The organism is Exiguobacterium sp. 8H (assembly GCF_902506255.1).
Classification (GTDB): domain Bacteria; phylum Bacillota; class Bacilli; order Exiguobacteriales; family Exiguobacteriaceae; genus Exiguobacterium; species Exiguobacterium profundum.
This window is the reverse complement of sequence record NZ_LR733429.1, coordinates 1,751,410-1,773,697: the sequence shown is the minus strand read 5'-3', so window position 1 is coordinate 1,773,697 and position 22,288 is coordinate 1,751,410. Positions and strand designations below refer to the sequence as shown.

Sequence of the window (22,288 nt, the reverse complement as noted above, 5' to 3'; positions counted from 1 at the left end):
AAATGGGATGCGTGCTTTAGTCATTGTATTATTAGTTGGCTTGATGACGATTGTGGGTTGTCAGCAGCTCCAGACAGAAGAGTCGAGTGAAGAGAACGTCGTTTACGAGCAAAATGTGGATGAAACGATGATTGATAAACGTGCAGGACAGTCCGATGCAATCGCCGTTTCTCTTGAACGAACGAATAACACGACGATGCTCTTCACGATTCGAATGCTCGAAAATCGTCGTCTTGATCCGACGACGGTCATGAGTTATGAGGTCGAAGGCGAACGCGTTGCGATTCCATTTGGTGAACTGATTGCAGAGCGTGAAGAGGATATTCGGACGTATGAGTATCAGACGGACGTAGACCCGGATCTGTTCGTATCAGAGACACTTCCACTCTTCCATCTCGTTGAAGAAGGTGAATCGGAAGTCACGATACCACTCGAAGTCATTAATTCGACAAATGGTGAATAAGAAACAGGCGATGTTGTCGAAAATCGCCTGTTTTTTTGTGGAGATAAATCTATTCTATCCGATAAAAAGAGTAAGGAGAGAATGGAGGAATTTTGAGATGAAACAAAAATCAGAGTCGTTACAGACGCGCATTCTAGCATCAATGTTAGTCTTCGTCACGTTGCTCATCATTTTGTTTGGAGTAGTGCAATACTTCAGTACGAAGCATTCCGTACTCAGTACGTTACATGCGACGTTAATTGAAGATGGTGAACGGATTAGTGAATCTTTGGATGTCGATGCCTATGCATCCTTCGTAGCGAATCCGTCAAAAAATGAGCAGTATGAGCAGTTTCGTGAATACTTAGATGCATATCGTCAGCAAATTGGAGCGATGTATGTATACACGATCGCCACAGAGGGCGAGGAAGTTCGAATGATCGTGGACGGATTGAGCGAAGCGGATGCTGCGGAGATTGGTTCTCCGACTACAGCGATGACGTATGAAGGAGCAACGCCCGCATTCCAAGGTGAGACCGTCGCAACCGATGTCATCGATGATCCGGAGTACGGGAAGTATGTGACGGTGCTTGTCCCGATTAAACAAGGGAACGAGGTAGTTGGGGTACTCGGAATTGATAAAGCTGCTACTGAGGTCTCCGCGATTACAGGAGATGTCTTAAAAGAGAGTTTAGTTCCAATCTTAATCGGTTTACTCGTGCTCCTTGTCGTTTCGGGAATCATCATCTGGCGTTATCTTGGCTGGAAATTGCGTCCGCTCCAAGCATTAGAGCGTGTGGCCACATCCATTGCTGAAGGTGACTTGGCGACAGCGACGACTGCGGTTGAGGGTATTAAGTTAAAATCTAATGACGAAATCAAACGTCTGACGGTGTCGATGGATAAGATGACACACATGTTAAAAGATTTGATTTCCGGCATTCAAACGTCGGCACAGACGGTACGGGATGAGAGTGGCAACGTTTCAGGTATCTCAGAAGAGGTAAATGATGCCTCTCGCCAAATTGCCTATACGATGGAAGAAATCGCAAGCGGTGTTGAGAATCAAAGTGTCTTGACGATGCGTCTTTACGGACATATGAATGAATTTTCGACACTTGTCGAGCAAACGACATCAGACGGAGAACAAGTGAGTGAGCAGGCGGAAGTCGTCAGTCGGGTGACGATGGATGGTCTACGTTACATGGAGAGTGCCGTCGATCAAATGACTCACATTCATGCGCAAGTGAAAACATCACAAGGACAAGTCCGCGACTTTGAACAACAAGCGGACGAGGTGACGGAACTGGTCACGATGATTCGTCAAATTTCACAACAGACAAACTTGCTTGCACTCAATGCAGCGATTGAAGCGGCTCGGGCCGGTGAACACGGAAAAGGGTTTGCCGTCGTCGCCTCGGAGATTCGGAAACTTTCGGATAGTGTCGCTGAGTCTGTCAGTGAAATTTCGGAAATCGTCGGAAGCGTCAAACAAAACTCGATTGCGCTCGGTCAAACCTTTACAGAGAGCATGACGGCTGCAGAGGAAGGGAAAGCGACACTTGAATCGACGAAGCTTGCATTCACTGAAATCGAACAGAGCGTTCGTCACATGCAACAGTTGACGAGTTCGATGCGTGGCCAACTCGATCGAGTGAAGACGAATCAGGATCACATTCAACATGGACTGTCTGAAATTGCTTCGATTTCAGAAGAAAGTACGGCCGGAAATGAGGAAGTGGCTGCTTCGACGGAACAGATGTCGGCGACGAGTGAGACGATGAATCGTCTCGTAAAAGATTTGTCGAGCACGGCAGAGGACATGCAACGAATGAGTCAACAGTTCAAGTTATAAACAGTCTCACTTCAGACAGACCTCTCGTGCGTCCGCTATAATGGGCGCAAGGGAGGTTTTTTCATGCAACAATTCTCTAGTGAACTGACACAGTTTCGGGGAAGTCATTATGACTTCGGACGATTTCAAGGAAAATATATTAAGCGCAGTCAATTGCTCGAAAATCGGACAGATCAGTGGAAACTACGCGTTCCGCGATTTGAGATTGATGCCACTGAGGCAAAGGCTGCCTTCGATGAATTTGCTCCAAAGATTTGGGAAGAGTTGATTGGGTTACAAGATGAGCTGAAGCTGTCGCTCAATGACACGTTACTTCATTTCGGACATTTTCGAGTCAACAATCCAATCAGCGGCTGTTCGATTTTGACGGGGGATAACTTTCTCGTTCGGAATTACGATTATCACCCGATGACGTATGACGGTCGATACAACGTCTTTCAACCGGATGACGGGTATGCGGTCATCGGACCGGTCTCTCGTGTCACCGGACGTATGGACGGAATGAATGAAAAAGGACTTGCCATGGGCTACAATTTCATCAATCGTCGTCGACCCGGGGACGGATTTGTCTGCCAAATGATTGGACGAATCATTCTAGAAACATGTGCGACGGTGGAAGAAGCAGTCGATTTATTAAAAGAGATTCCGCATCGTGGGTCATTCACATACGTCGTCCATGACAAATCATCGAAAACACGTGTAATCGAGGCGACGCCTCGAGACATCAAAGTACGGGAATCGAATATCTGTACAAACCATTTTGAACTACTGCAACACGAGAATCGCTATCATCTTGATGATTCGACTCGTCGCATGATGGAAATCAAAGTCGTGCAACACTTGATTCAAGATGCGGAGAGCGCATTCCGTCTCATGAACGACACCGACAAGGGCGTCTTTTCAGAATTGTACAAGAGTTGGGCGGGAACGATTCATACGGCTGCTTATTTCCCTGAAACGCTCGAGACCTGGTTTGCGCTCGGTGGAGACCGTGATCCGGTCATCTTCGACTTCCAAAAATGGCTCGATGGGGAAGATTTCGATCTTCATGCACTTGACGGTGAATTGGCGACAGATATCGAGTTTGCGAATACGGTTCAATTGTGGCGCTGACGTTTGTCAGTGCTTTTTTTAGGAGAAACGGGAATACACATTACAGGAGGGATGAAAGATGAAACGATTTGGAATCATACTCATCATGCTGACACTTGTCACACTACTCGGAGGTTGTGTACCGGGTGACGGGACGTACACGACGGATCCAGCAGGTTTTTTCTGGGGCATTTGGCACGGATGGATTGCACCGATCTCACTCATTTTAGGATTATTCAATGATACGTATCGTGTGTATGAAGTGAACAATACCGGCTGGTTCTATGATTTAGGATTTTACATCGCTGTCATCAGTGGATTTGGTGGATTGACGTTGACGCGGAAAAGTCGAGGGTAATCTGGAGTGACCAAACGAGGTCACTCTTTTTAAAATCTTTTTTACCGTAAACGCTTGCATAAAAATATTTTTCATATTATGATTCAGGTGAAAATGATTTTAAGGAGGATTTATTCATGTCACGTCTCTTTGAACGAGCGCAACAATTCGGGAAATCGTTCATGTTGCCGATTGCTGTCTTACCGGCCGCTGGACTACTGTTAGGAATTGGGGGCGCCTTGTCTAACCCGAATACGGTGCAAGCGTACCCGTTCCTCGACATCGACTGGTTGCAACATCTATTCACCATTATGGCGGCTGCCGGTTCGATCGTATTCGCGAACTTGGCTGTGTTGTTTGCCATCGGTGTCGCTGTCGGACTCGCGAAGTCTGATAAAGGAACGGCCGGATTGGCGGCGATGCTTGGGTATTTGATTATGAATGCGACCATCAACGCAATGCTTCAGATTACTGGAGAGTTGATGGAAACGAACTTAGCGAGTGCCGGTCAAGGGATGGCGCTCGGAATTCAAACGCTTGAAACTGGTGTGTTCGGTGGGATCTTGATTGGGATTGTCACGGCGCTCTTGCATAACCGCTACAACAAGCAAGTGCTTCCACAGTTCCTCGGGTTCTTCAGCGGATCACGTTTTGTCCCAATCATCACGTCATTCGTTGCGATTGGTGTAGGGATTGGGCTCTACTTCATCTGGCCGACGGTGCAGAACGGGATTTTCTCGTTAGGTGGTCTCGTTGAAAAAACAGGATATATCGGAACATTTATTTATGGGTTCGTCCTTCGGATGCTTGGACCATTTGGATTGCACCATATCTTCTACATTCCGTTTTGGACCACTGGGCTCGGGGGCTCGATGGTCATTGACGGAACATTGATCGAAGGAACACAAAAGATTTTCTTCGCGCAGTTGGCTGACCCGAACACGACACAATTCTATGAAGGAACAGCACGATTTATGTCGGGTCGATTCATTACGATGATGTTTGGTCTTCTCGGTGCGGCGCTTGCCATGTATCACTGTGCAAAGCCGGAGCAAAAGAAAGTCGTGTTCGGGCTCTTGTTCTCGGCAGCACTCACCTCATTCTTGACGGGAATCACAGAGCCACTCGAATTCGCATTTTTGTTTGTCGCACCGGTCCTCTATCTAGTACATGCTATCTTTGATGGACTTGCTTTTATGATGGCTCACATCTTTGAGATTACGATTGGTCAAACATTCTCTGGTGGGTTCATTGATTTTATCTTATTCGGGGTCTTACAAGGGAATGACAAGACGAACTGGATGCTCGTACCGGTCATCGGTGCCTTCTGGTTCTTGCTCTACTACGTAACGTTCCGTTTCCTCATCACAAAGTTCAATTTCATGACACCTGGACGATCGGATGAGACAGTAAAAACAGCAGACGTTGCGGCGTCGGATCGTACGTCAGCCATCATTGCGGCACTAGGTGGCGACGACAATATTGAGACGGTCGACTGCTGCGCGACACGCCTCCGCGTCACCGTCAACGACAATCAACATGTCCGTGAAGACTTGTTGAAAGAGACGGGCGCTCACGGGGTGGTTCAAAAAGGGAATGGAATTCAAGTAATCTACGGTCCTTCTGTTACAATTATTAAGAATGAAGTCCAAGAGGCGTTAGGCCGGGGCGAATAACGAATGTGTTGGAGGGAAGAACCGTGTGGGAGCAAATAAAACACGTGTATTCAGAAATGACGGGCAGTGAAAAAAAGATTGCGGATTATCTGATGGCGAACATGAATGAGGCAATCGAAATGAACATTACTGATTTGGCAAATGCGATTGCGACTTCACCAGGGACAATCACGCGGTTTTGCAAAAAAATCGGAGTTGGAAGTTATAGTTCACTGAAGCTCATGATGCAAAAGACGTTGACGGAAACGAATTTGCCCCAAACGACTTCGCTCGAACCGATGCAACGGTCATACATTGAATTGATTCAGACGACCGCTCATTTAATTGATCAGGATGAACTACTTGCGATTTGTAAAGAGATTACATCGAGCCGATCCGTTCACTTATACGGATTAGGCAACGCCGGACTAGTGGCACAGGAAATGGAATACAGATTGAGACGGATGGGATTGTTGGCGACTACCGCTTTCGACAGTCACAGCATGGTCATGGACGCATCGATTGTCACGTCAGAAGACGTAGTCATTGCCTTTTCGAATAGTGGAGAAAGTCGAGAAGTCGTCCAGGCGATGCAACTCGCGAAAGAGTCGGGGTGTACGACAGTTGCATTCGTCGGTTATCAACATTCACCACTTGCTGAACTTGTCGACTATCGGTTGTTGACTGCCGGTGCCTCCGGTGAGGCATTCTTGATTAATACACAACTCCCACTTCTCTTCACAGCCGACGCGGTGACGAAGACATTGATGGAGACGAATGAAGCATTAAAAGCGCATTATCTACAAACACTTAAAGCGCTTGATCGTTTAAAAGAAAGAAGTGAATAACTATTATGATAACGTTACCGACTGGATTGATTGTTTCGTGCCAGGCTTTAGAAGGTGAACCGCTCCATAGTGAATTCATTATGGGACGGATGGCTATTGCGGCCGTTCAAGGTGGCGCCAAAGGAATTCGAGCCAATTCAGCGAGGGATATTCAAGAGATAAAAAAACACGTGACTGTTCCGATTATTGGTATCGTCAAACGTGACTATGAAGATAGTGACGTGTTCATCACAGCGACCATGAAAGAGATCGAGGAATTGATGGAAGTCGGTGTGGACGCCATCGCGCTCGACGCGACAAAGCGTCCTCGTCCGGGAAACCTGTCACTCCAAGAACTGGTTCACGCTATCCGCTCGATTTATCCGAATCAATTGTTGATGGCTGATTGCGCGACCCTCGAGGACTGCATTGAGGCGGATCGCCTTGGTTTCGACTATATCTCGACAACTTTGCACGGATATACAGACGAAACGAAAGGATCTCTTCTCTACCATGATGATTTCAAGTTTTTAAAAGATGTGTTAGACCACGTGACACAGCCGGTCGTGGCCGAGGGGAATATTTTGACACCTGAGATGGCAAAGCGTTGTATGGATTTAGGAACGCACGCGGTCGTTGTAGGGGGAGCCATCACCCGTCCGCATCAAATCACGGCACGATTCGATGCAGCGCTCACTTCGAGTGTGAAGAGTCCGCTGTAAGAATGAATCAATCAGGACGCTATTCAATACCTCACGACGCGATGGACGTCGTGAGGTATTTTTTATATATCGGTACAGGGAAAGACCAAACTGTTCGATATAATGAGTGTGGATGATTTTTAGCGTGGAGGTGCCATATGCACTCATATGAGTTTCAAATGTATCGGAATTTCGATGAGCTAGCGATTGACTTGATTGAGTTAGCAAAAGAAATAGTACCAGATAAACTAGTCTATCTCACGTCAATTGAGAATGACACCCAACATATACTCAAACTGTCCTCACAAGATTCTCCTATCCTACTTGAAGAAGGCATGTCCTTTGATTTGAAGGATACGGTATGTAATCGAATCGATTTCAATCAACGAGAAGTTTTGATGTATGAAGACATCGAATCGCAGATTGAATCGACGCGACTTCAGTCATTACTGCGCGAAGTGAACATCAAGTCGTATTTGGGAATCCCGATTCTGACGAAGAACGGGGATATTTTCGGTACGCTCTGTGTCGCCAATCATAAAAGCGCCCAGTACGATTCAAAAAGTGTCCGCTTGTTGAAGCGCGTGGTTCGTATGTTCAGTTACTATTTAGAACTCGAACGTCGTGCCTCACGGGATGAATTGACGGATCTTTATAACCGACATTACTTGAATAACTATTTTGAGACGAATCCGAATCAAGGTGGGGCACTGTTCTTGATTGATTTAGATGGGTTCAAATGGGTGAATGACACATTCGGTCATGATGAAGGGGACCTCGTCTTGAAAGAAGTGGCGCTTCGTCTGAGACGTTTGATGGAGCCGATACCTGATTCGAGAGTGTATCGTTTAGGTGGGGATGAATTCCTTATAAAAATCGCACATGCGTTATCAAAAGAGACTGTCATTGGGTATGCTGAACAAATCTTGTCTGTATTGAAAGAATGGGACGACCATCTCCCGTTATCAGCGAGCATCGGCATCGCTCAATATGATTCCGACGAACAGGCGGACCTCGGTCGATTATTGAAAGAGGCAGACATTGCACTGTATCAATCTAAATCGAGCGGGAAGAACACGTACAAGTTTTATAAATAACGTCAGAAGGCTAAACCGATGGATTACGATTGGTTTAGCCTTCTGTTTTCGCATTCAGCACCAACGAACCGATTGGCGTGAAAGGATCGAATGAAAAACGGGTAGTGATTAAGAGTTCGGTTTGCATCCCGTAACGGCGACCGTATGATAATCACGGGAGTCCGGTCCACGTTGTACCGATACGTCCTTGAATCCGAGACTCACCGCTGCGGGGATAAATTGATTCCGAATCATATCGGAGATGTCGTTCCATTCGACATCACCTTTCCCGTCACAGTAGGTGATGACAAATGTGCCATTCGGTTTCAAGACGCGTTCGATTTCAGACAGAACGGTCGTGACATCTCTCCAGAAATATAGTGTGTGAACGCTGAACACGTGATTGACGGATGCGTCCATCATCTCAAATTGATGCAAATCTCCTTGAATCAACTTTGCCCGTTTTGTTTGCATCGAAGCATGATTACGCTGTCGTGCTGAATCGAGAATCGTCTTCGAACGGTCGAGACCCATGACATGTACGTCAGGATGTCGTTGAAGGATGGTCGCCATCGCATCGCCGGCCCCGCACCCGAGCTCTAGAACGGTTGTACCAGGTTGAATGTCTAACTGTTCAATCGTCCATTCGACTTCGACCCGGTGTTGGCGTACCATCTTTTCCCCGATATACTTTCCGACGGGACCCCTTGGATTCTCGTATTGACTGTCAATCCATTTCAGTAGCACTTGTGGTAACACATCATCACCTCACTTCGAAAGTAGCTCGATTGTAGCACATCGATGAGACAAAGGAGTCAACAACATGCGTTCATTTTGGATACTCGGCAACCAACTCTCGCACGAACTTGCGATGTTGAAGGATATGAAAGAAGATGACGTCATCGTCATGATTGAGGCGACATCACGCGCATCGTGGCGTCCGTACCATAAACAAAAGCTCATCCTGATTTTCTCCGCGATGCGCCACTTTGCGGAAGAATTGCGTGATAAAGGATATACCGTAGATTACCACGAAGCGGATTCGTTCCAAGAGGCGTGGGACAACCATGTGAAACAGTACAATCCGGACGAAATTCATATCACCGCCGTCACGGACGAACCGATGGCGAAAAAACTGAAGCAGTTCGGTAAGAAACATCACCTTGTCGAACATACGGATGTCCCGCTCTTCTACTTATCAAAAAAGGAAGCGACCGAGACGCTCGGGAATGAACCGTGGCGGATGGATCGTTTTTATCGTTACATGCGTAAGCGATTCGACGTATTACTCGAAGACGGGAAGCCTCGCGGTGGAAAATGGTCATTTGATACGGATAACCGAAAACCACCGAAAGAAGGACTATCGTTTCCATCTGCCATCCATTTCCGTCCAGATTCGATCACGAAAGACGTCATTGAAAAAGTCGAGTCAACGTTCTCGGAGCATCCAGGAGAGGTGACCCCGTTCCATTGGCCGGTCACACATCATGAGGCGAGACGTGCGCTAAAACGGTTCGTAGAAGAGCGTCTTGAGACGTTCGGCCCGTATCAAGATGCGATGATGACGGATGAACCCGAGATGTCGCACAGCCTGTTGTCAGCTGCCATCAATATCGGTTTACTGACACCAAGAGAAGTCGTTGAGGCGGCATGTCAAGCGGATGCACCGCTATCGTCGATTGAAGGATTCGTCCGGCAAATCCTCGGTTGGCGGGAATATATGCGCGCCGTCTATCTCGCTGTCATGCCCGGTTATGAAGACGTGAACACGTTCAAGCATGAACGCGACTTACCGTCCTTCTTCTGGGATGCGAAGACGGATTTGAACTGTCTGCATCAAAGTTTGAAGCCGGTCGTCACTCATGCTCACAATCATCATATCCAGCGACTGATGGTGCTCGGAAACTATGCGACATTGTTCGAGATTTCACCGCAACAGACGAGCGACTGGTTCAACGAGATGTACATCGATGCCTATGACTGGGTCGTCTTACCGAACGTTCTTGGGATGGCCCTTCATGCGGACGGTGGAAAGCTCGCCACAAAACCGTATGTCGCTTCCGGAAAATATATCGACCGGATGAGTGACTACTGTCGGGATTGCGCATACAACCCGAAACATACGACAGAAGACGACGCCTGTCCGTTCAACGCCCTCTATTGGCGGTTCATCGATCGTCACGAGGAACGATTCTCGAAAAACCAGCGGATGAAGATGATGGTCCGCAATTGGCAAGGACGGGATGATGATGTGAAATCCGATATCTTAGCGAAAGCCGAACAGACGTTGACCGATTCCCCGTGAATCGTTTTTTTTTACGTTCTCTTCATGAAACTTTGCGATTTCTTTATCGTGTCTTTACAATCGTTCGTTACGATAGGAGCTGTGAGACCCCCTCACTCCAAGTGAATAGTTACCGGTAGAACCTTTGAGAGACCAACAGAAGCCCGTACGTCGATGACGTGTCGTTTCTGTTGGTCCTTTTTTGAAGAGAGGATGATTCAAGTGAATGAAGCGATTGCACGAATCGGACAAGAACGGATGATTGCCTCCATCAAAAGTCCAAAACAAATCGAGGCGTTTTTACGGACGGATGTGACGACGACGTTTCTCATGATGGGAACGCTCAGCACGCTCGATCGTTATGTGGCGCACTTAAAACGAGAAAATCGAACGGTCTTCCTCCACGCCGAGCGAATCAATGGAATCAGTCTCGATCGGGACGGGATCGATTACCTCGCCAAACGTGTCGGTGCCGACGGGATTGTCACGACGAAAGCGTCAGTTCTCCAGCATGCAAAGCGAGCGGGACTGTTGACGGTACAACGACTCTTTCTCGTCGACTCGGATGCCGTCACGAGCGGACTCAAACTCGCTGAGGCTCAACAACCGGATGCGATTGAACTCATGCCGGGGCTGATTCCGAGCGTCGTCGAGAAGATTTCTCGGGAAGTCTCCTTTCCGATTGTGACAGGTGGCATGATTCGTCAACCGATTGACGTGCATCGCGCCCTCGATCATGGGGCATTCGCCGTGTCGACCGGGGATGAACGACTTTGGCACGTGCAAAGTCAGAAGGAGGAATTAGCATGAAATCGATACAACTTCAACAATTGGCGAAATCATTCGGGGAGACGGAAGTCATTCGAGGCATCGACGTGACGATTGAAGCAGGGGAGTTCTTCGCACTGGTCGGTCCGTCCGGCTGTGGGAAGAGTACGATGCTTCGGATGATTGCTGGGCTCGAATCCATCACAAGCGGAACGCTTCGCATCGACGGGGTGGCGGCAAACGGGATGAAGCCGAGTGAGCGTCACTTGTCAATGGTGTTTCAAAACTATGCGCTCTACCCACATATGACGGTAGAGAAGAATATCACATTCGGTCTACATACGAAAGGACTGACGAAGCTTGAACAGCGGGAGCGCTGCCTACAGGCGGCGGAGACACTCGGACTCACCGATTACTTAAAACGGAAACCGCGCGAACTCTCCGGTGGTCAGAGACAGCGTGTTGCTTTAGCACGGGCCATCGTGACCGAGGCACCGATTTGCCTGATGGATGAGCCGCTCTCGAACTTAGATGCGAAGCTACGGGCAAAAATGCGTTCAGAGATCCGTCAGTTACAGCGCAAACTCGGATTGACGATGATTTATGTCACCCACGACCAAGTCGAGGCGATGACGATGGCAGACCGCATCATGCTCCTCAATGAGGGGGAAGTGCAACAAGTCGGGAAACCGCTCGACCTATACAATAAACCAGCGAATACGTTCGTCGCTTCTTTCATCGGATCACCTCCGATGAATCTAGTCGACGTGACACGACAAGAAAAAGGCTGGATGGCATCAGACGGGCGAATGTTTGATCCGAACACATTGACGGAGATGTCACAGGCGACACTCGGTGTCCGTCCTGAGCAAATCAAGCCGGCGGATGAAGATGTGACGTTTTACGCAGAACTGAAGAATATTGAAGTGCTCGGGACCGAGACAATTCTCGCTTTTGACATCGGGGGGAATGAATGGTTGGCAAAATGGCCGGGGCAATGGCCGCTCACGGTCGGCGAAAAAGTGGCGTGTTATGTGGATCCGAAACAGATGTCGCTATTTGATACGAACGGACAGCGCATTGAGCCACGACAACCGAAACTGTTTGAGGCGTTGGAGGTGTTCCAATGACGGTCGCCTTACCGAGAGAGAAAGTCCGGACGCGGCTATCTGACGCAGCGAGCGGATTGTTGTACTTGTCTCCGTCTATCATCTTGTTTGGTGTCTTCCTCGTCTATCCACTGTTGCGAACGATTTATTTAAGCTTTTTCCGGACCGACACACAGGGGACACCACTCGACTTTGTCGGAGTCGGGCATTATAGCAATTTGTTCGCGAGTGCGGCATTTTGGCAAAGCATTCAGGCGACAGTCGGATTCGTCCTTTTGACGGTCCCGCTCACGATTTTGATTGCGCTCGGTCTCGCACTCCTCGCCAATGAGAAACTGAAAGGGATCGGTATTTTTCGGACGGCGTTCTCGGCGACGATGGGGATGAGCGTCGCGGCGTCATCGGTCATCTGGATGTTCATGTACAATCCGTCGATTGGTATCTTCAACCGGTTCCTCGAGGCTGTGGGGGCAAGTGGTGTACAGTGGCTCCTCGATCCACAATATGCGCTCCTTTCCGTGTCACTTGCGACCGTTTGGATGAATATCGGCTTCACGTTCTTGATTCTACTCGGCGGTCTGCAGAACATCGATCGGACGTTGTATGAGAGTGCGGACATTGCCGGGACGAGTTATTGGACGCAACTTCGGGCCATCACCATCCCGATGTTGTCACCGACACTTTTCTTCGTCGGGATCATCTCGCTGATCAACGCCTTCCAGACGTTTGGACAGATTGATTTATTGACGAAAGGTGGACCGACGAATGCGACGAATGTCATCGTCTATGCCATCTACAAAGATGCGTTTATCAATTATAACGTCGGCAGTGCCAGTGCCCAGGCCGTGCTCTTATTCATCGCCGTCCTTCTGTTGACGTGGCTACAGTTCAAACTGGTCGAAAGGAAGGTGCATTACCAATGAGATTACGGAATATAGGCGTCTATGTCTTACTCATCTTGAGTGCCGTCGTCATGCTGTTTCCAATCGCCTATGCGTTTTCGATCAGTCTGATGGACGGGAAGGAAGTGCTCCAAGGACATCTCCTTCCACGTGAACCTTCATTGGAAAACTATGTGGCCGCGTTCGAACGCATCCCGATGATGACGTACCTGCTCAACAGTTTGATTGTCGCGCTCCTCGTGATGGTCGGACAGGTAGTATTATCGAGTCTTGCAGCATTCGCGTTCGTCTTCATCGACTTTAAAGGAAAAGGGCTCATCTTTATGCTCTTCCTGGCGACGATGATGGTGCCATGGGAAGCGACGATGGTCCCGAACTTTTTGACAATCCAGTCGCTCGGTTGGCTGAATAGTGTTTGGGGACTGTCTGTGCCGTTCTTCGCACTCGCATTCGGGACGTTTTTACTTCGGCAACAGTTCAAAACGATTCCGTATGAAATGTACGAGGCATCCCAAATTGCCGGGATTAGTCGCTTCCGTTTCTTTTGGAACGTCGTCTTGCCGGTCTCGAAGACACCGCTCGTCACATTGTCGGTGTACAGCTTTTTGACGACTTGGAATATGTACTTATGGCCACTTCTCGTCACGAACACGGAACAGGCGCGGACGGTCCAAATCGGCATCAAACAGATGCAGTCGAACGAAGTCGCCTCGGATTGGGGCGTCGTCATGGCAGCAGTCATCTTGATTATCATTCCGACACTTGTATTGTTGTTCGCAGGACAAAAGCACTTGCAAGAAGGATTGACGCAAGGCGCTATCAAATAATAGGGGGATATGACAAATGAAAAAGTTAGGATTATTCGCAGGGTTGGCAAGTTCGGTGTTATTACTCGGGGCATGTGGCAGTGAAGAAGCGGCACCAGTCGCGGCGACGACAGAAGACGGAAAGACAGAGGTCGTCTTTTGGCATGCGATGAGCGGGGACTTGGAGACGGCTTTAAACAGTCAAGTCGACGCATTCAACGCTTCGCAAGACGACTATGAAGTCAAACCGGTCTTCCAAGGAACATATGAGGAAGCGTTGACGAAATTCAATGCGGTCGCCGGTTCGGAAGACGCGCCAGCCATCATGCAGACGTTCGAGGTCGGGACGAAATACATGATCGATTCGAACAAAATCACACCAGTTCAAGAGTTCATCGACAAAGAAGATTTTGACACGAGCGTATGGGAAGAGAACATCTTGAGTTATTATCAGGTCGATGGGAAGCAATACTCGATGCCGTTCAACTCCTCGACACCGATCCTCATCTATAACAAAGAGGCGTTTGAAAAAGCAGGGCTCGATCCAGAGAAAGCACCACGCACATATGACGAGTTGAAAGAGGCGGCGAAGAAGTTGACAACGGACGGTCAGACCGGCTTCACGATGCTCAACTACGGTTGGTTCTTTGAACAGCTCTTGGCCGCACAAGGTGGACTGTATGTCGACAATGACAATGGACGAAGCGGAGACCCGACGAAAGCCGTGTTTGATGGCGAAGAAGGACAGAACGCGTTCAATCTCATCAAAGAGATGTACGATGAGAAGACATTCCTAAACGTCGGTCAAAACTGGGACGACATGCGCGCGGCATTCCAATCTGGAAAAGTTGCCATGTACCTTGATTCGTCAGCAGGAATCCGTACGGTAGCAGACAACGCGGACTTTGAAATCGGCGCATCGTACTTACCGGTACCGAATGAAGCGGAGCGTCAAGGCGTCGTCATCGGCGGGGCATCGCTCTGGATGGGTGATGGCATTGCCGAAGAGACGAAAGAAGGCGCATGGGAGTTCATGAAGTATGTCGCTTCAACGGAAGCGCAAGCACAGTGGCATGTTGACACAGGCTACTTCGCCATCAATCCGGAAGCATACAATGAACCGATCGTAAAAGAAATGTGGGCGAAATATCCACAACTGAAAGTGACGGTCGACCAACTCAGTGAGACGAAACCATCGCCGGCGACACAAGGAGCGCTCATCTCGACGTTCCCGCAATCACGTCAAAGTGTCGTCAACGCGATGGAAAGTTTGTATCAAGGGGTGTCGGTCGAAGAAGCATTGAAGCGTGCGGCCGATGAGACGACTTCCACCTTGGGGCAGTGACATGTTGATTTACGCACATCGCGGCTATAGCGCCAATTACCCGGAAAATACATTGTCCGCGTTCGAGGCAGCTCTTCCCTATGTGGACGGGATCGAGCTGGACGTACAGCTATCGAAGGACGGGCGTCTCGTCGTCATTCATGACGAAACCGTCGACCGGACGACAAATGGAACGGGATGGGTGAAAGACATGACGCTTCAGGAGTTGCGCCAGTTGAAGATTGACGGCTATGAACGCATCCCAACGTTAGAAGAGGTGCTCGGACTGATTGAACGAAGCAACGTCACCCTGAACATCGAATTGAAGACGGATCAATATGCGTATCCAGGGATCGAACGTCTCGCTTGGTTTGCTGTCAACGAGTTTGAACTCGGTGACCGTGTCGTGTTCTCCTCATTCAATCGTGAAACGCTCGTCCGAATGCGAGATGTGGCACCAGTCGCCCGGCTTGCGGTGTTGACACTCACGGGTGAGTCGGACACCGTCTCGTTCGCTGAAACGATTCGGGCCGAGGCGATTCACGCCCAGCCTGCATTTATCGGTTCGAAAGCATGGGATCAGATACAACAGACGACGCTCGAGACACGGCTCTACACGATCAACGACGTGAAGGACCTTCCCCCGATAACGGTTTCGGCCATCATGACAGATGAGGTTGAACGGTTTACAAAATGAGTAGACTAAACCCCGCTTCTGAGAAGGAGCGGGGTTTGTTCATGTCATGATCGGTTCTGGTGTGTCATAGGTTGAGATGACAACTTGATTGCGCCCTTCGTTTTTCGCTTGATAGAGCGCCGAATCAGCGAGATCTACCATCCGCTTGATGGGGAGCGAGGTCCCGTGTGCGACCCCGACGGACGTCGTGATTTGAATCGGTGGAAAATCGTTCAAGTGGAATAGTTCAGCAGCAATCCGTTCTCGTATCCGGTTGGCCACTTTGTCTACCTTCTCTGGCGTCAAGTCGTACATCAAGATGACGAATTCTTCGCCACCGATTCGTGCGACAGTGTCATGGGCACGCGTCTCGACTTTTAAGATGTTGGCGAACTGTTGTAAGACGAGATCACCGTTTCCGTGACCATATGTATCGTTCACATGTTTAAAATGATCGATATCGAGCGCGAGTACATTGTACGTCCGATTCTCTTGCCCGATGGAAGCCGTATATCGATCCCACACACGTCGATTGTATAGACCGGTCAAATGGTCTCGTTCAGACGACTGTTTGTACTCGATGGCACGGCGGGTCGTTTGTTCAAGGTCGATGGTGAGGATGCTCGAGAGTAGACCGACGAGCATGCCAATCATCCAAATGGACAAGACGAGGGATACATAGGCTGTGCTCCAACCCATATTGATATAGACGGCAATCGAAATAATGAAGAGCGCCCATACGTTCAAAAAGATACTCTGTAAGAAGAGTCGCTCCCGAAGCAGCCGATGAATCCAGAGCATCCCGATGCTGACGATGAACGTCGCGATAAACGCAATCACGGCCTGCTCGGTCATTCCGAACAAGAATCGTGTACTGGCGATGACAAGTGTCGCAATGAATAAAGGAAAACGAGCACCATAAAAAGCAAGCAACACGAGCGGTAAGTGACGTAAATCCACACGGACCATATCGTTAGCTTCTACGGCGTTATACATCAAAAACAGACCGAGTGCACCGGCGAGTATTCCAATCACAGAACTACGAAGACGGTACGAATTAAAAAGCGAAGAATGATAAATCTTCGAGATGATATAAAATCCGGTGAATGCGACACAAGCATTGAGCAACAAGACGGTGAGCGTCATTCCTTCACGACCTTTTTCATAGACTATACATTAACGGTAGCAGTCTTCAAATAATTGTCAATCTGAAGGTGTGTAAATGTTCATTATCTTTTCACGCTTTCTTCTTTGTTCCTCGAAACGCAAAAAACATAGCGATGCCAATTCCAATGCCGAGCCACCAATTATCGAGGGTGAGCCCGAAAACGACGGCGAATACGACCGCGACGGGAATCGATAAGTAGCCACGTTGTTTCATCTTCATTTCCTCCTCTCTTCGACACTTCTTTATTCCCAAAACGAATGCGCTTCATTCTTGAATCGAAACAAATTAAAAAAACGTTCGACCGATTAAATCAGTCAAACGAAACCGAATGTTTAGGTGATGATTGCAATGAACAACTCTGTCTGGTGTGGAGCTCGATCGTAAAGGTGGTGCCTTCTCCGTATACCGAGTCCGCATGAATTCCCCAACCATGGGCTTCAGCGATTCGTTTACAGATTCGTAGACCGAGACCGGTTCCTTTGATCGATTGGTGGGCAGCGGATTCGACACGGTAATATTCATCAAATACGTATGGAAGTGCTTCTTCCGGAATCCCGATGCCGGTATCGGATACAGATAAGATGATTGTGCCAGCACATTCAAATACTCTCGTATGGACCGTACCGCCGTCAGGAGAGTACTTGATAGCGTTACCAATGAGGTTATGGAGCAATTGCCGTAACTTTTCTTCATCTGCTTGAATCAAGACATCATTCGTTTCAAACGTCACTGTATGAAGCGTGGAGGTCGTCTGATAGCTCGACATGACATCCTCTAAAAGAGGAAGGAGTGCGAACGTCGTCACGGTCAGTTGGTCAGCCGTGTAGCGTTCTTTTTGATAATCGAGGAAATTATCGACGAGCCGCTCCAGCCGTTCCGATTCTTGTTTGACTTGTTTTAGCATCTGATACGATTTTTCCGAACCTTGATGGCGTGTCATGAGTAGCTCCGTATAGCCATGGATGGCAGTCAATGGCGTGCGGAAATCATGAGACAGTTCGGCAAGGAAACTGTCTTTACGTTCTTCAAAGCGGACAGCCTCTGTTTGGTCGCGCCACATGATGAAAACGCCACGTGGTGTGCGCGTGAAGTTGAAAATCAAATGTAGCGTCTTGTCATTAAAGCGCAGACGACGTGAGGTCATCCTTGGATCCGTTTCAGTCGCACATTCGAGCAATTCCTGGATGAGGTGCATGACTTGTGCGGAATCCGCCCCATGCTGTTCCAACGTGGCATATAAATAACGAGTCAATGTTTCCAATGTGTCAAAAGATTGTGTTGTCATCGAAGGGTACCATTGCCGAAGAGAATCATTCGAATACAGACGACATCTTGAGAAATCGATATAACACATCGCATCCTGTACTTCTTCCACGATGGAAGCGATGGAGAACGTGTGGCGTTGCTGTTTTTGACGAGCGGAGCGTTTCTGCCTAATCCTATGGAATCGGCGCATGGACCTACCTCCTCGCGAACATTTGTACATGCATTCACAATAATTATACGACATTCGAGAAGGAATCCCTATACAGGCAATAGTCCTAGCAGAAACGTATCGAAATCGGGACGGATACAAAACACCTCTCCGCTGATAGAACAGAGAGGTGTCGGTCATTCGGTCACTTTTACTTGTCCCATCATCCCATTTTCTTCATGCTCGAGGATGTGGCAATGATACATAAATGTGCCGGTTTTCGTGAAGGTGATTTCAATCTTTACTCGTTCATCTGGAGCGACGGCTACCGTATCTTTCCACCCTTTTTCCTGATCGGATGGTGGGTTGCCGTCTCGACTAATGACTCGGAACTGGACGCCGTGGATGTGGAAGGGATGTGTCATCCCACCCATCATATCTGGTTTATTTTCAATTTCCCATACCTCGGTGTCTCCGCGTTTCGCTTCGATGTCGATACGCTCCGGATCATAGGTCTTGCCGTTGATTGAAACCATGTTACCCATTCCAAAAAGGGTGAGCCGTCGATCTGCCGTCTTATCTGTCGAGCGCTCCATCGTCTCGGTCACCGGAATCTTAATGGACGCCTTGTCGAGTTCACCGACACGAAACGTAGTGAATGTCACTCCGTCCGCTTTTAAGGCGGCGACATCTTCAACTTGTGAAAAATCTATCAGCACTTCGGCCCGTTCACCTGGTGTCAACGTGATGGTTCTTAAGGGAATCGGGCGCTCTAACGGTCCTCCGTCTGTCGCAATCTGCGTCATCTCGGCTTCGTTAGATAACGTAAAATCAAAATCGCGCGCATTCGAACCGTTGACTAGTCGCACACGTAACGTCTCGGTTTGAACGTCGAACGTCGTGTTGATGGCTCCATTCGCAAGAATTGTATCCCCGGTCGTTCCGTCAACGTTCATATGGGCATCATAATCTAACCCACCGTTAGGCGTGAAGCGTCGATCTTGTACAATGAGCGGGATGTCGTCGACTCCATATTCATTCGGGAGACCATTCGGTGTATCGTTAGTCACATAAAGAAGACCGGCAAGCCCTTTATAAACTTGTTCAGCTGTCGAACCCATCGGATGGGGGTGAAACCACAGCGTACTAGGTTCTTGGTCGATGTCGAGTCGAACTTGTGCCCGTTCACCTGGTGCGACGGTCTGATGAGGTCCCCCGTCCATGTCGGCAGGAATGACGAGTCCGTGCCAGTGGAACGTTGTCGGTTCATCCAATCGATTGATGGTATCGATTACGACTGTTTTTCCTTTCGGTAACTCGATCATTGGTCCGAGTAAGTCTCCATTATAACCGAATGTTTCCGATTTCTTGCCGTCTTTGAAAAATTGTGACGTGCCTTTAGTTGCTTCCACCGTATAGTAGACCGTGTCTTCCGTGACACGATCTGGCTGTAAGGCGGTCGGAATCGGAAGCGGCTGTGTCGGTTCATCCGATGCTTGGAGCTCTTGCCTCGCTCCGTGTCCCATCTGACCCGTTGCCGAATCGTTTCCCATCATATGATTTTGGTCCATATTGTTGTTATGGTTCCATGTCCCGTTGAAGAGGACGACTAGTAAAACGAAGATGCCCCCAATTAAAATCCCCGTCAACAGAAACCACATTCCTTTCGATTTCATTCTATAACACTCCTTCATTGTTCAGTCCTCACTTTGTTGTACCACCTAATTGTGAAAGAAACATGAAAGTCCAAACCTGTTTAATTATATACCATATGGGGGTATACAATTCGTGTAAAGGAGAGGATGAATGATGGAACATGCACACGATCAACATCATGAATATCATAAGGGAAGTCACGAGTCTCATCATGGCGGACACGGACACGAGCATATGATTGATGATTTCAAACGACGTTTCTTCATATCGCTCGGACTGATGATTCCGATTTTATTGTTATCGGACATGATTCAAGAATGGCTGCGGTTTGAACTCGATTTTCCGCTTGAAAAGACAATCTTATTTGTATTGGCGACGATTGTATATGTATACGGCGGATGGCCGTTCTTAAAAGGAAGTGTGGAAGAGCTACGAGAGCGTAGCCCGGGCATGATGATGCTCATTGGCTTGGCGATTAGCGTCGCTTACTTTTATAGCGCAGCTGTCGTCTTTGGATACGGAAGTGGGCATGACTTCTTTTGGGAACTCGCTTCACTGATTGTGATCATGCTACTCGGTCACTGGATTGAGATGCGTTCGGTCATGGGGGCATCAAATGCGTTAGAACAACTCGTACAACTGCTCCCGAACGAGGCGCATCGCATCAATGGGGAAGAAACGGAAGACGTTCCCATCTCTGAACTAAAGGAAGGAGACCGAATCCTCGTCAAACCGGGGGAGCAGGTACCCGTGGACGGGAAAATCATCAAAGGACGAACGACCATCGACGAGTCGATGTTGACCGGCGAATCGGTACCGGTCGAAAAAACAGAAGGTGAAGATGTCATTGCGGGTTCGATCAACCAAGAAGGGAGCTTGACGATTGAAACGATTGGTACGGGAGAAAGAACGTACTTGTCAAAAGTGATTGAATTGGTGAGTGAGGCACAAAAATCGAAGTCACGGGCTCAAAATTTGGCGAATCGGGCGGCAAAATATTTGTTCTATATCGCAATTGCCGCTGGAGTCATCACGTTCACGGTTTGGTTCATGCTCGGATATTCGGTCGGGACGGCGGTTGAACGGATGGTAACGGTCATGGTCATCTCATGTCCCCATGCACTTGGACTGGCGACACCTCTTGTTGTCGCTGTTTCGACAGCATTATCGGCGAAACAAGGTCTTCTCATCCGCAATCGGACTCAATTTGAAGAGGCGCGTCGACTCGATGCCGTCATTTTCGATAAGACCGGTACGCTGACGGAAGGGAATTTCGGAGTCACAGACATACAGGCGAGCTCGTCTTATAAGGAAGAAGACGTGTTGCAACTCGCAGGAGCAGTTGAGCGTGAGTCGCAACATCCTCTCGCGCAAGGGATTTTAAGAGAAGCCGAGAGACGGGAATTGAAACTGGCGGCTGTCGACGACTTCGGTTCGATGACAGGTGTCGGATTGGAAGGAACGGTTGACGGTGCGCGTGTTCAAGTCGTCAGTCCGCGACATATCCGCGATCAACACATTCAAATTGATGAGGAGACGTTTGCACGACTCTCGGAAGAAGGAAAGACCGTCGTCTTTGTTTTGAAAGACGGAGAATGGGTCGGGATGATTGCGATGGCCGATCTGGTGAGGGAAGAAGCGAAGGAGACCGTCGAGGCACTTCATGAAAAAGGCATTCGCTCGATCATGTTGACGGGTGACAACGAGAAGGTCGCGCATTGGGTCGCGGGTCAGCTCGGTATCGATGACGTGTATGCCGAAGTATTACCGGACGACAAAGCGAACCAAGTGAAAGACGTCCAAAAAGATGGCAGCAAAGTAGCGATGGTCGGAGATGGAATCAATGATGCACCTGCCTTAGCACAAGCGGATGTCGGCATCGCAATCGGGAGCGGGACAGACGTTGCCGTCGAAACGGCAGATATCGTCCTCGTCCGCAGTAATCCGAAAGATGTCCTATCGATTTTGGAGCTTTCACAGAACACGTATCGTAAGATGATTCAAAACTTGTGGTGGGCAGCCGGGTATAACATCGTCGCCATCCCGCTTGCTGCAGGCGTGCTGGCTCCGATTGGAATCATCTTGTCCCCAGCCATCGGTGCCGTCTTGATGAGTTTAAGCACAGTTATTGTCGCAATCAACGCTCGACTTTTGAAGATTTAACATTTCTTTCACCTTTAGTCAGTATGCTAGATG

Annotated in this window: 21 protein-coding genes; 16 read left to right on the top strand and 5 right to left on the bottom strand. The window is 48.6% G+C overall.

The features are described from left to right. Positions 1–7 precede the first annotated feature (7 nt). The 8 genes from GVY43_RS09015 to GVY43_RS08980 all read left to right on the top strand — a co-directional run bounded on the left by GVY43_RS09015 (position 8) and on the right by GVY43_RS08980 (position 8,006). Positions 8–463, top strand: a complete 456-nt coding sequence (locus tag GVY43_RS09015) for a hypothetical protein (protein WP_012727337.1) — start codon at positions 8–10, stop codon at positions 461–463. Between the two features lie 97 nt (positions 464–560). Next, complete coding sequence (locus GVY43_RS09010) at positions 561–2,297, top strand: methyl-accepting chemotaxis protein (RefSeq protein ID WP_159562960.1); 1,737 nt, start codon at positions 561–563, stop codon at positions 2,295–2,297. A 63-nt stretch (positions 2,298–2,360) separates the two neighbouring features. Continuing rightward, positions 2,361–3,410: a C45 family autoproteolytic acyltransferase/hydolase gene (locus GVY43_RS09005; RefSeq protein ID WP_159562959.1), complete on the top strand. Its 1,050-nt coding sequence runs from the start codon at positions 2,361–2,363 to the stop codon at positions 3,408–3,410. Between the two features lie 58 nt (positions 3,411–3,468). Then, the gene (locus tag GVY43_RS09000; protein ID WP_012727334.1) at positions 3,469–3,747 is read left to right on the top strand and encodes a hypothetical protein; all 279 of its coding nucleotides are present in this window, start codon (positions 3,469–3,471) and stop codon (positions 3,745–3,747) included. A gap of 116 nt (positions 3,748–3,863) precedes the next feature. Next, entirely contained in the window at positions 3,864–5,402 is a 1,539-nt protein-coding gene (locus GVY43_RS08995) for a maltose/glucose-specific PTS transporter subunit IIC (protein WP_159562958.1), read from the top strand. 23 nt (positions 5,403–5,425) lie between these two features. Next, complete coding sequence (locus GVY43_RS08990) at positions 5,426–6,229, top strand: MurR/RpiR family transcriptional regulator (RefSeq protein ID WP_012727332.1); 804 nt, start codon at positions 5,426–5,428, stop codon at positions 6,227–6,229. Positions 6,230–6,234: 5 nt separating this feature from the next. Then, positions 6,235–6,930, top strand: a complete 696-nt coding sequence (locus GVY43_RS08985) for an N-acetylmannosamine-6-phosphate 2-epimerase (protein WP_012727331.1) — start codon at positions 6,235–6,237, stop codon at positions 6,928–6,930. 137 nt (positions 6,931–7,067) lie between these two features. Continuing rightward, entirely contained in the window at positions 7,068–8,006 is a 939-nt protein-coding gene (locus GVY43_RS08980) for a sensor domain-containing diguanylate cyclase (RefSeq protein WP_159562957.1), read from the top strand. A 108-nt stretch (positions 8,007–8,114) separates the two neighbouring features. Here GVY43_RS08980 and GVY43_RS08975 read toward each other — a convergent pair whose 3' ends face one another. Then, on the bottom strand, positions 8,115–8,744 hold the full coding sequence (locus tag GVY43_RS08975; protein ID WP_159562956.1) for a class I SAM-dependent methyltransferase: 630 nt from the start codon (positions 8,742–8,744) through the stop codon (positions 8,115–8,117). Between the two features lie 64 nt (positions 8,745–8,808). Here GVY43_RS08975 and GVY43_RS08970 point away from each other — a divergent pair, with 64 nt between their 5' ends. From GVY43_RS08970 to GVY43_RS08940, 7 genes are all read left to right on the top strand, one after another. Beyond that, positions 8,809–10,290, top strand: coding sequence for a cryptochrome/photolyase family protein (locus GVY43_RS08970; RefSeq protein ID WP_159562955.1), 1,482 nt, complete (start codon positions 8,809–8,811; stop codon positions 10,288–10,290). 192 nt (positions 10,291–10,482) lie between these two features. Further along, positions 10,483–11,079, top strand: a complete 597-nt coding sequence (locus GVY43_RS08965) for a glycerol-3-phosphate responsive antiterminator (protein WP_159562954.1) — start codon at positions 10,483–10,485, stop codon at positions 11,077–11,079. After that, the gene (locus tag GVY43_RS08960) at positions 11,076–12,167 is read left to right on the top strand and encodes an ABC transporter ATP-binding protein (RefSeq protein ID WP_159562953.1); all 1,092 of its coding nucleotides are present in this window, start codon (positions 11,076–11,078) and stop codon (positions 12,165–12,167) included. Before GVY43_RS08965 ends, GVY43_RS08960 begins: the two co-directional genes overlap by 4 nt. Continuing rightward, complete coding sequence (locus GVY43_RS08955) at positions 12,164–13,069, top strand: carbohydrate ABC transporter permease (protein WP_159562952.1); 906 nt, start codon at positions 12,164–12,166, stop codon at positions 13,067–13,069. Before GVY43_RS08960 ends, GVY43_RS08955 begins: the two co-directional genes overlap by 4 nt. Beyond that, complete coding sequence (locus GVY43_RS08950; protein ID WP_047794841.1) at positions 13,066–13,875, top strand: carbohydrate ABC transporter permease; 810 nt, start codon at positions 13,066–13,068, stop codon at positions 13,873–13,875. The genes GVY43_RS08955 and GVY43_RS08950 overlap by 4 nt, the downstream gene beginning before the upstream one ends. Positions 13,876–13,891: 16 nt before the next feature. Then, positions 13,892–15,199: an ABC transporter substrate-binding protein gene (locus GVY43_RS08945; protein ID WP_074035774.1), complete on the top strand. Its 1,308-nt coding sequence runs from the start codon at positions 13,892–13,894 to the stop codon at positions 15,197–15,199. A 1-nt stretch (position 15,200) separates the two neighbouring features. Then, positions 15,201–15,875 carry a glycerophosphodiester phosphodiesterase gene (locus tag GVY43_RS08940; RefSeq protein ID WP_074035776.1) on the top strand — a complete coding sequence of 225 codons (675 nt, stop codon included), beginning with the start codon at positions 15,201–15,203 and terminating at the stop codon, positions 15,873–15,875. 39 nt (positions 15,876–15,914) lie between these two features. On the opposite strand, the gene GVY43_RS08935 is transcribed toward GVY43_RS08940, so the two are convergent. The 4 genes from GVY43_RS08935 to GVY43_RS08925 all read right to left on the bottom strand — a co-directional run bounded on the left by GVY43_RS08935 (position 15,915) and on the right by GVY43_RS08925 (position 20,112). Beyond that, complete coding sequence (locus GVY43_RS08935; protein ID WP_159562951.1) at positions 15,915–17,000, bottom strand: diguanylate cyclase; 1,086 nt, start codon at positions 16,998–17,000, stop codon at positions 15,915–15,917. Between the two features lie 91 nt (positions 17,001–17,091). Next, entirely contained in the window at positions 17,092–17,235 is a 144-nt protein-coding gene (locus GVY43_RS15970) for a hypothetical protein (RefSeq protein WP_026825140.1), read from the bottom strand. Positions 17,236–17,332: 97 nt separating this feature from the next. Beyond that, positions 17,333–18,478 carry a cell wall metabolism sensor histidine kinase WalK gene (locus tag GVY43_RS08930; RefSeq protein ID WP_159562950.1) on the bottom strand — a complete coding sequence of 382 codons (1,146 nt, stop codon included), beginning with the start codon at positions 18,476–18,478 and terminating at the stop codon, positions 17,333–17,335. 155 nt (positions 18,479–18,633) lie between these two features. Beyond that, a complete protein-coding gene (locus GVY43_RS08925) occupies positions 18,634–20,112 on the bottom strand; it encodes a multicopper oxidase family protein (protein WP_236548950.1) in 1,479 nt (492 codons plus the stop codon). 130 nt (positions 20,113–20,242) lie between these two features. Between GVY43_RS08925 and GVY43_RS08920 the strand changes: the two genes are divergently transcribed. Then, entirely contained in the window at positions 20,243–22,255 is a 2,013-nt protein-coding gene (locus GVY43_RS08920; protein WP_159562948.1) for a heavy metal translocating P-type ATPase, read from the top strand. Positions 22,256–22,288: the final 33 nt, after the last annotated feature.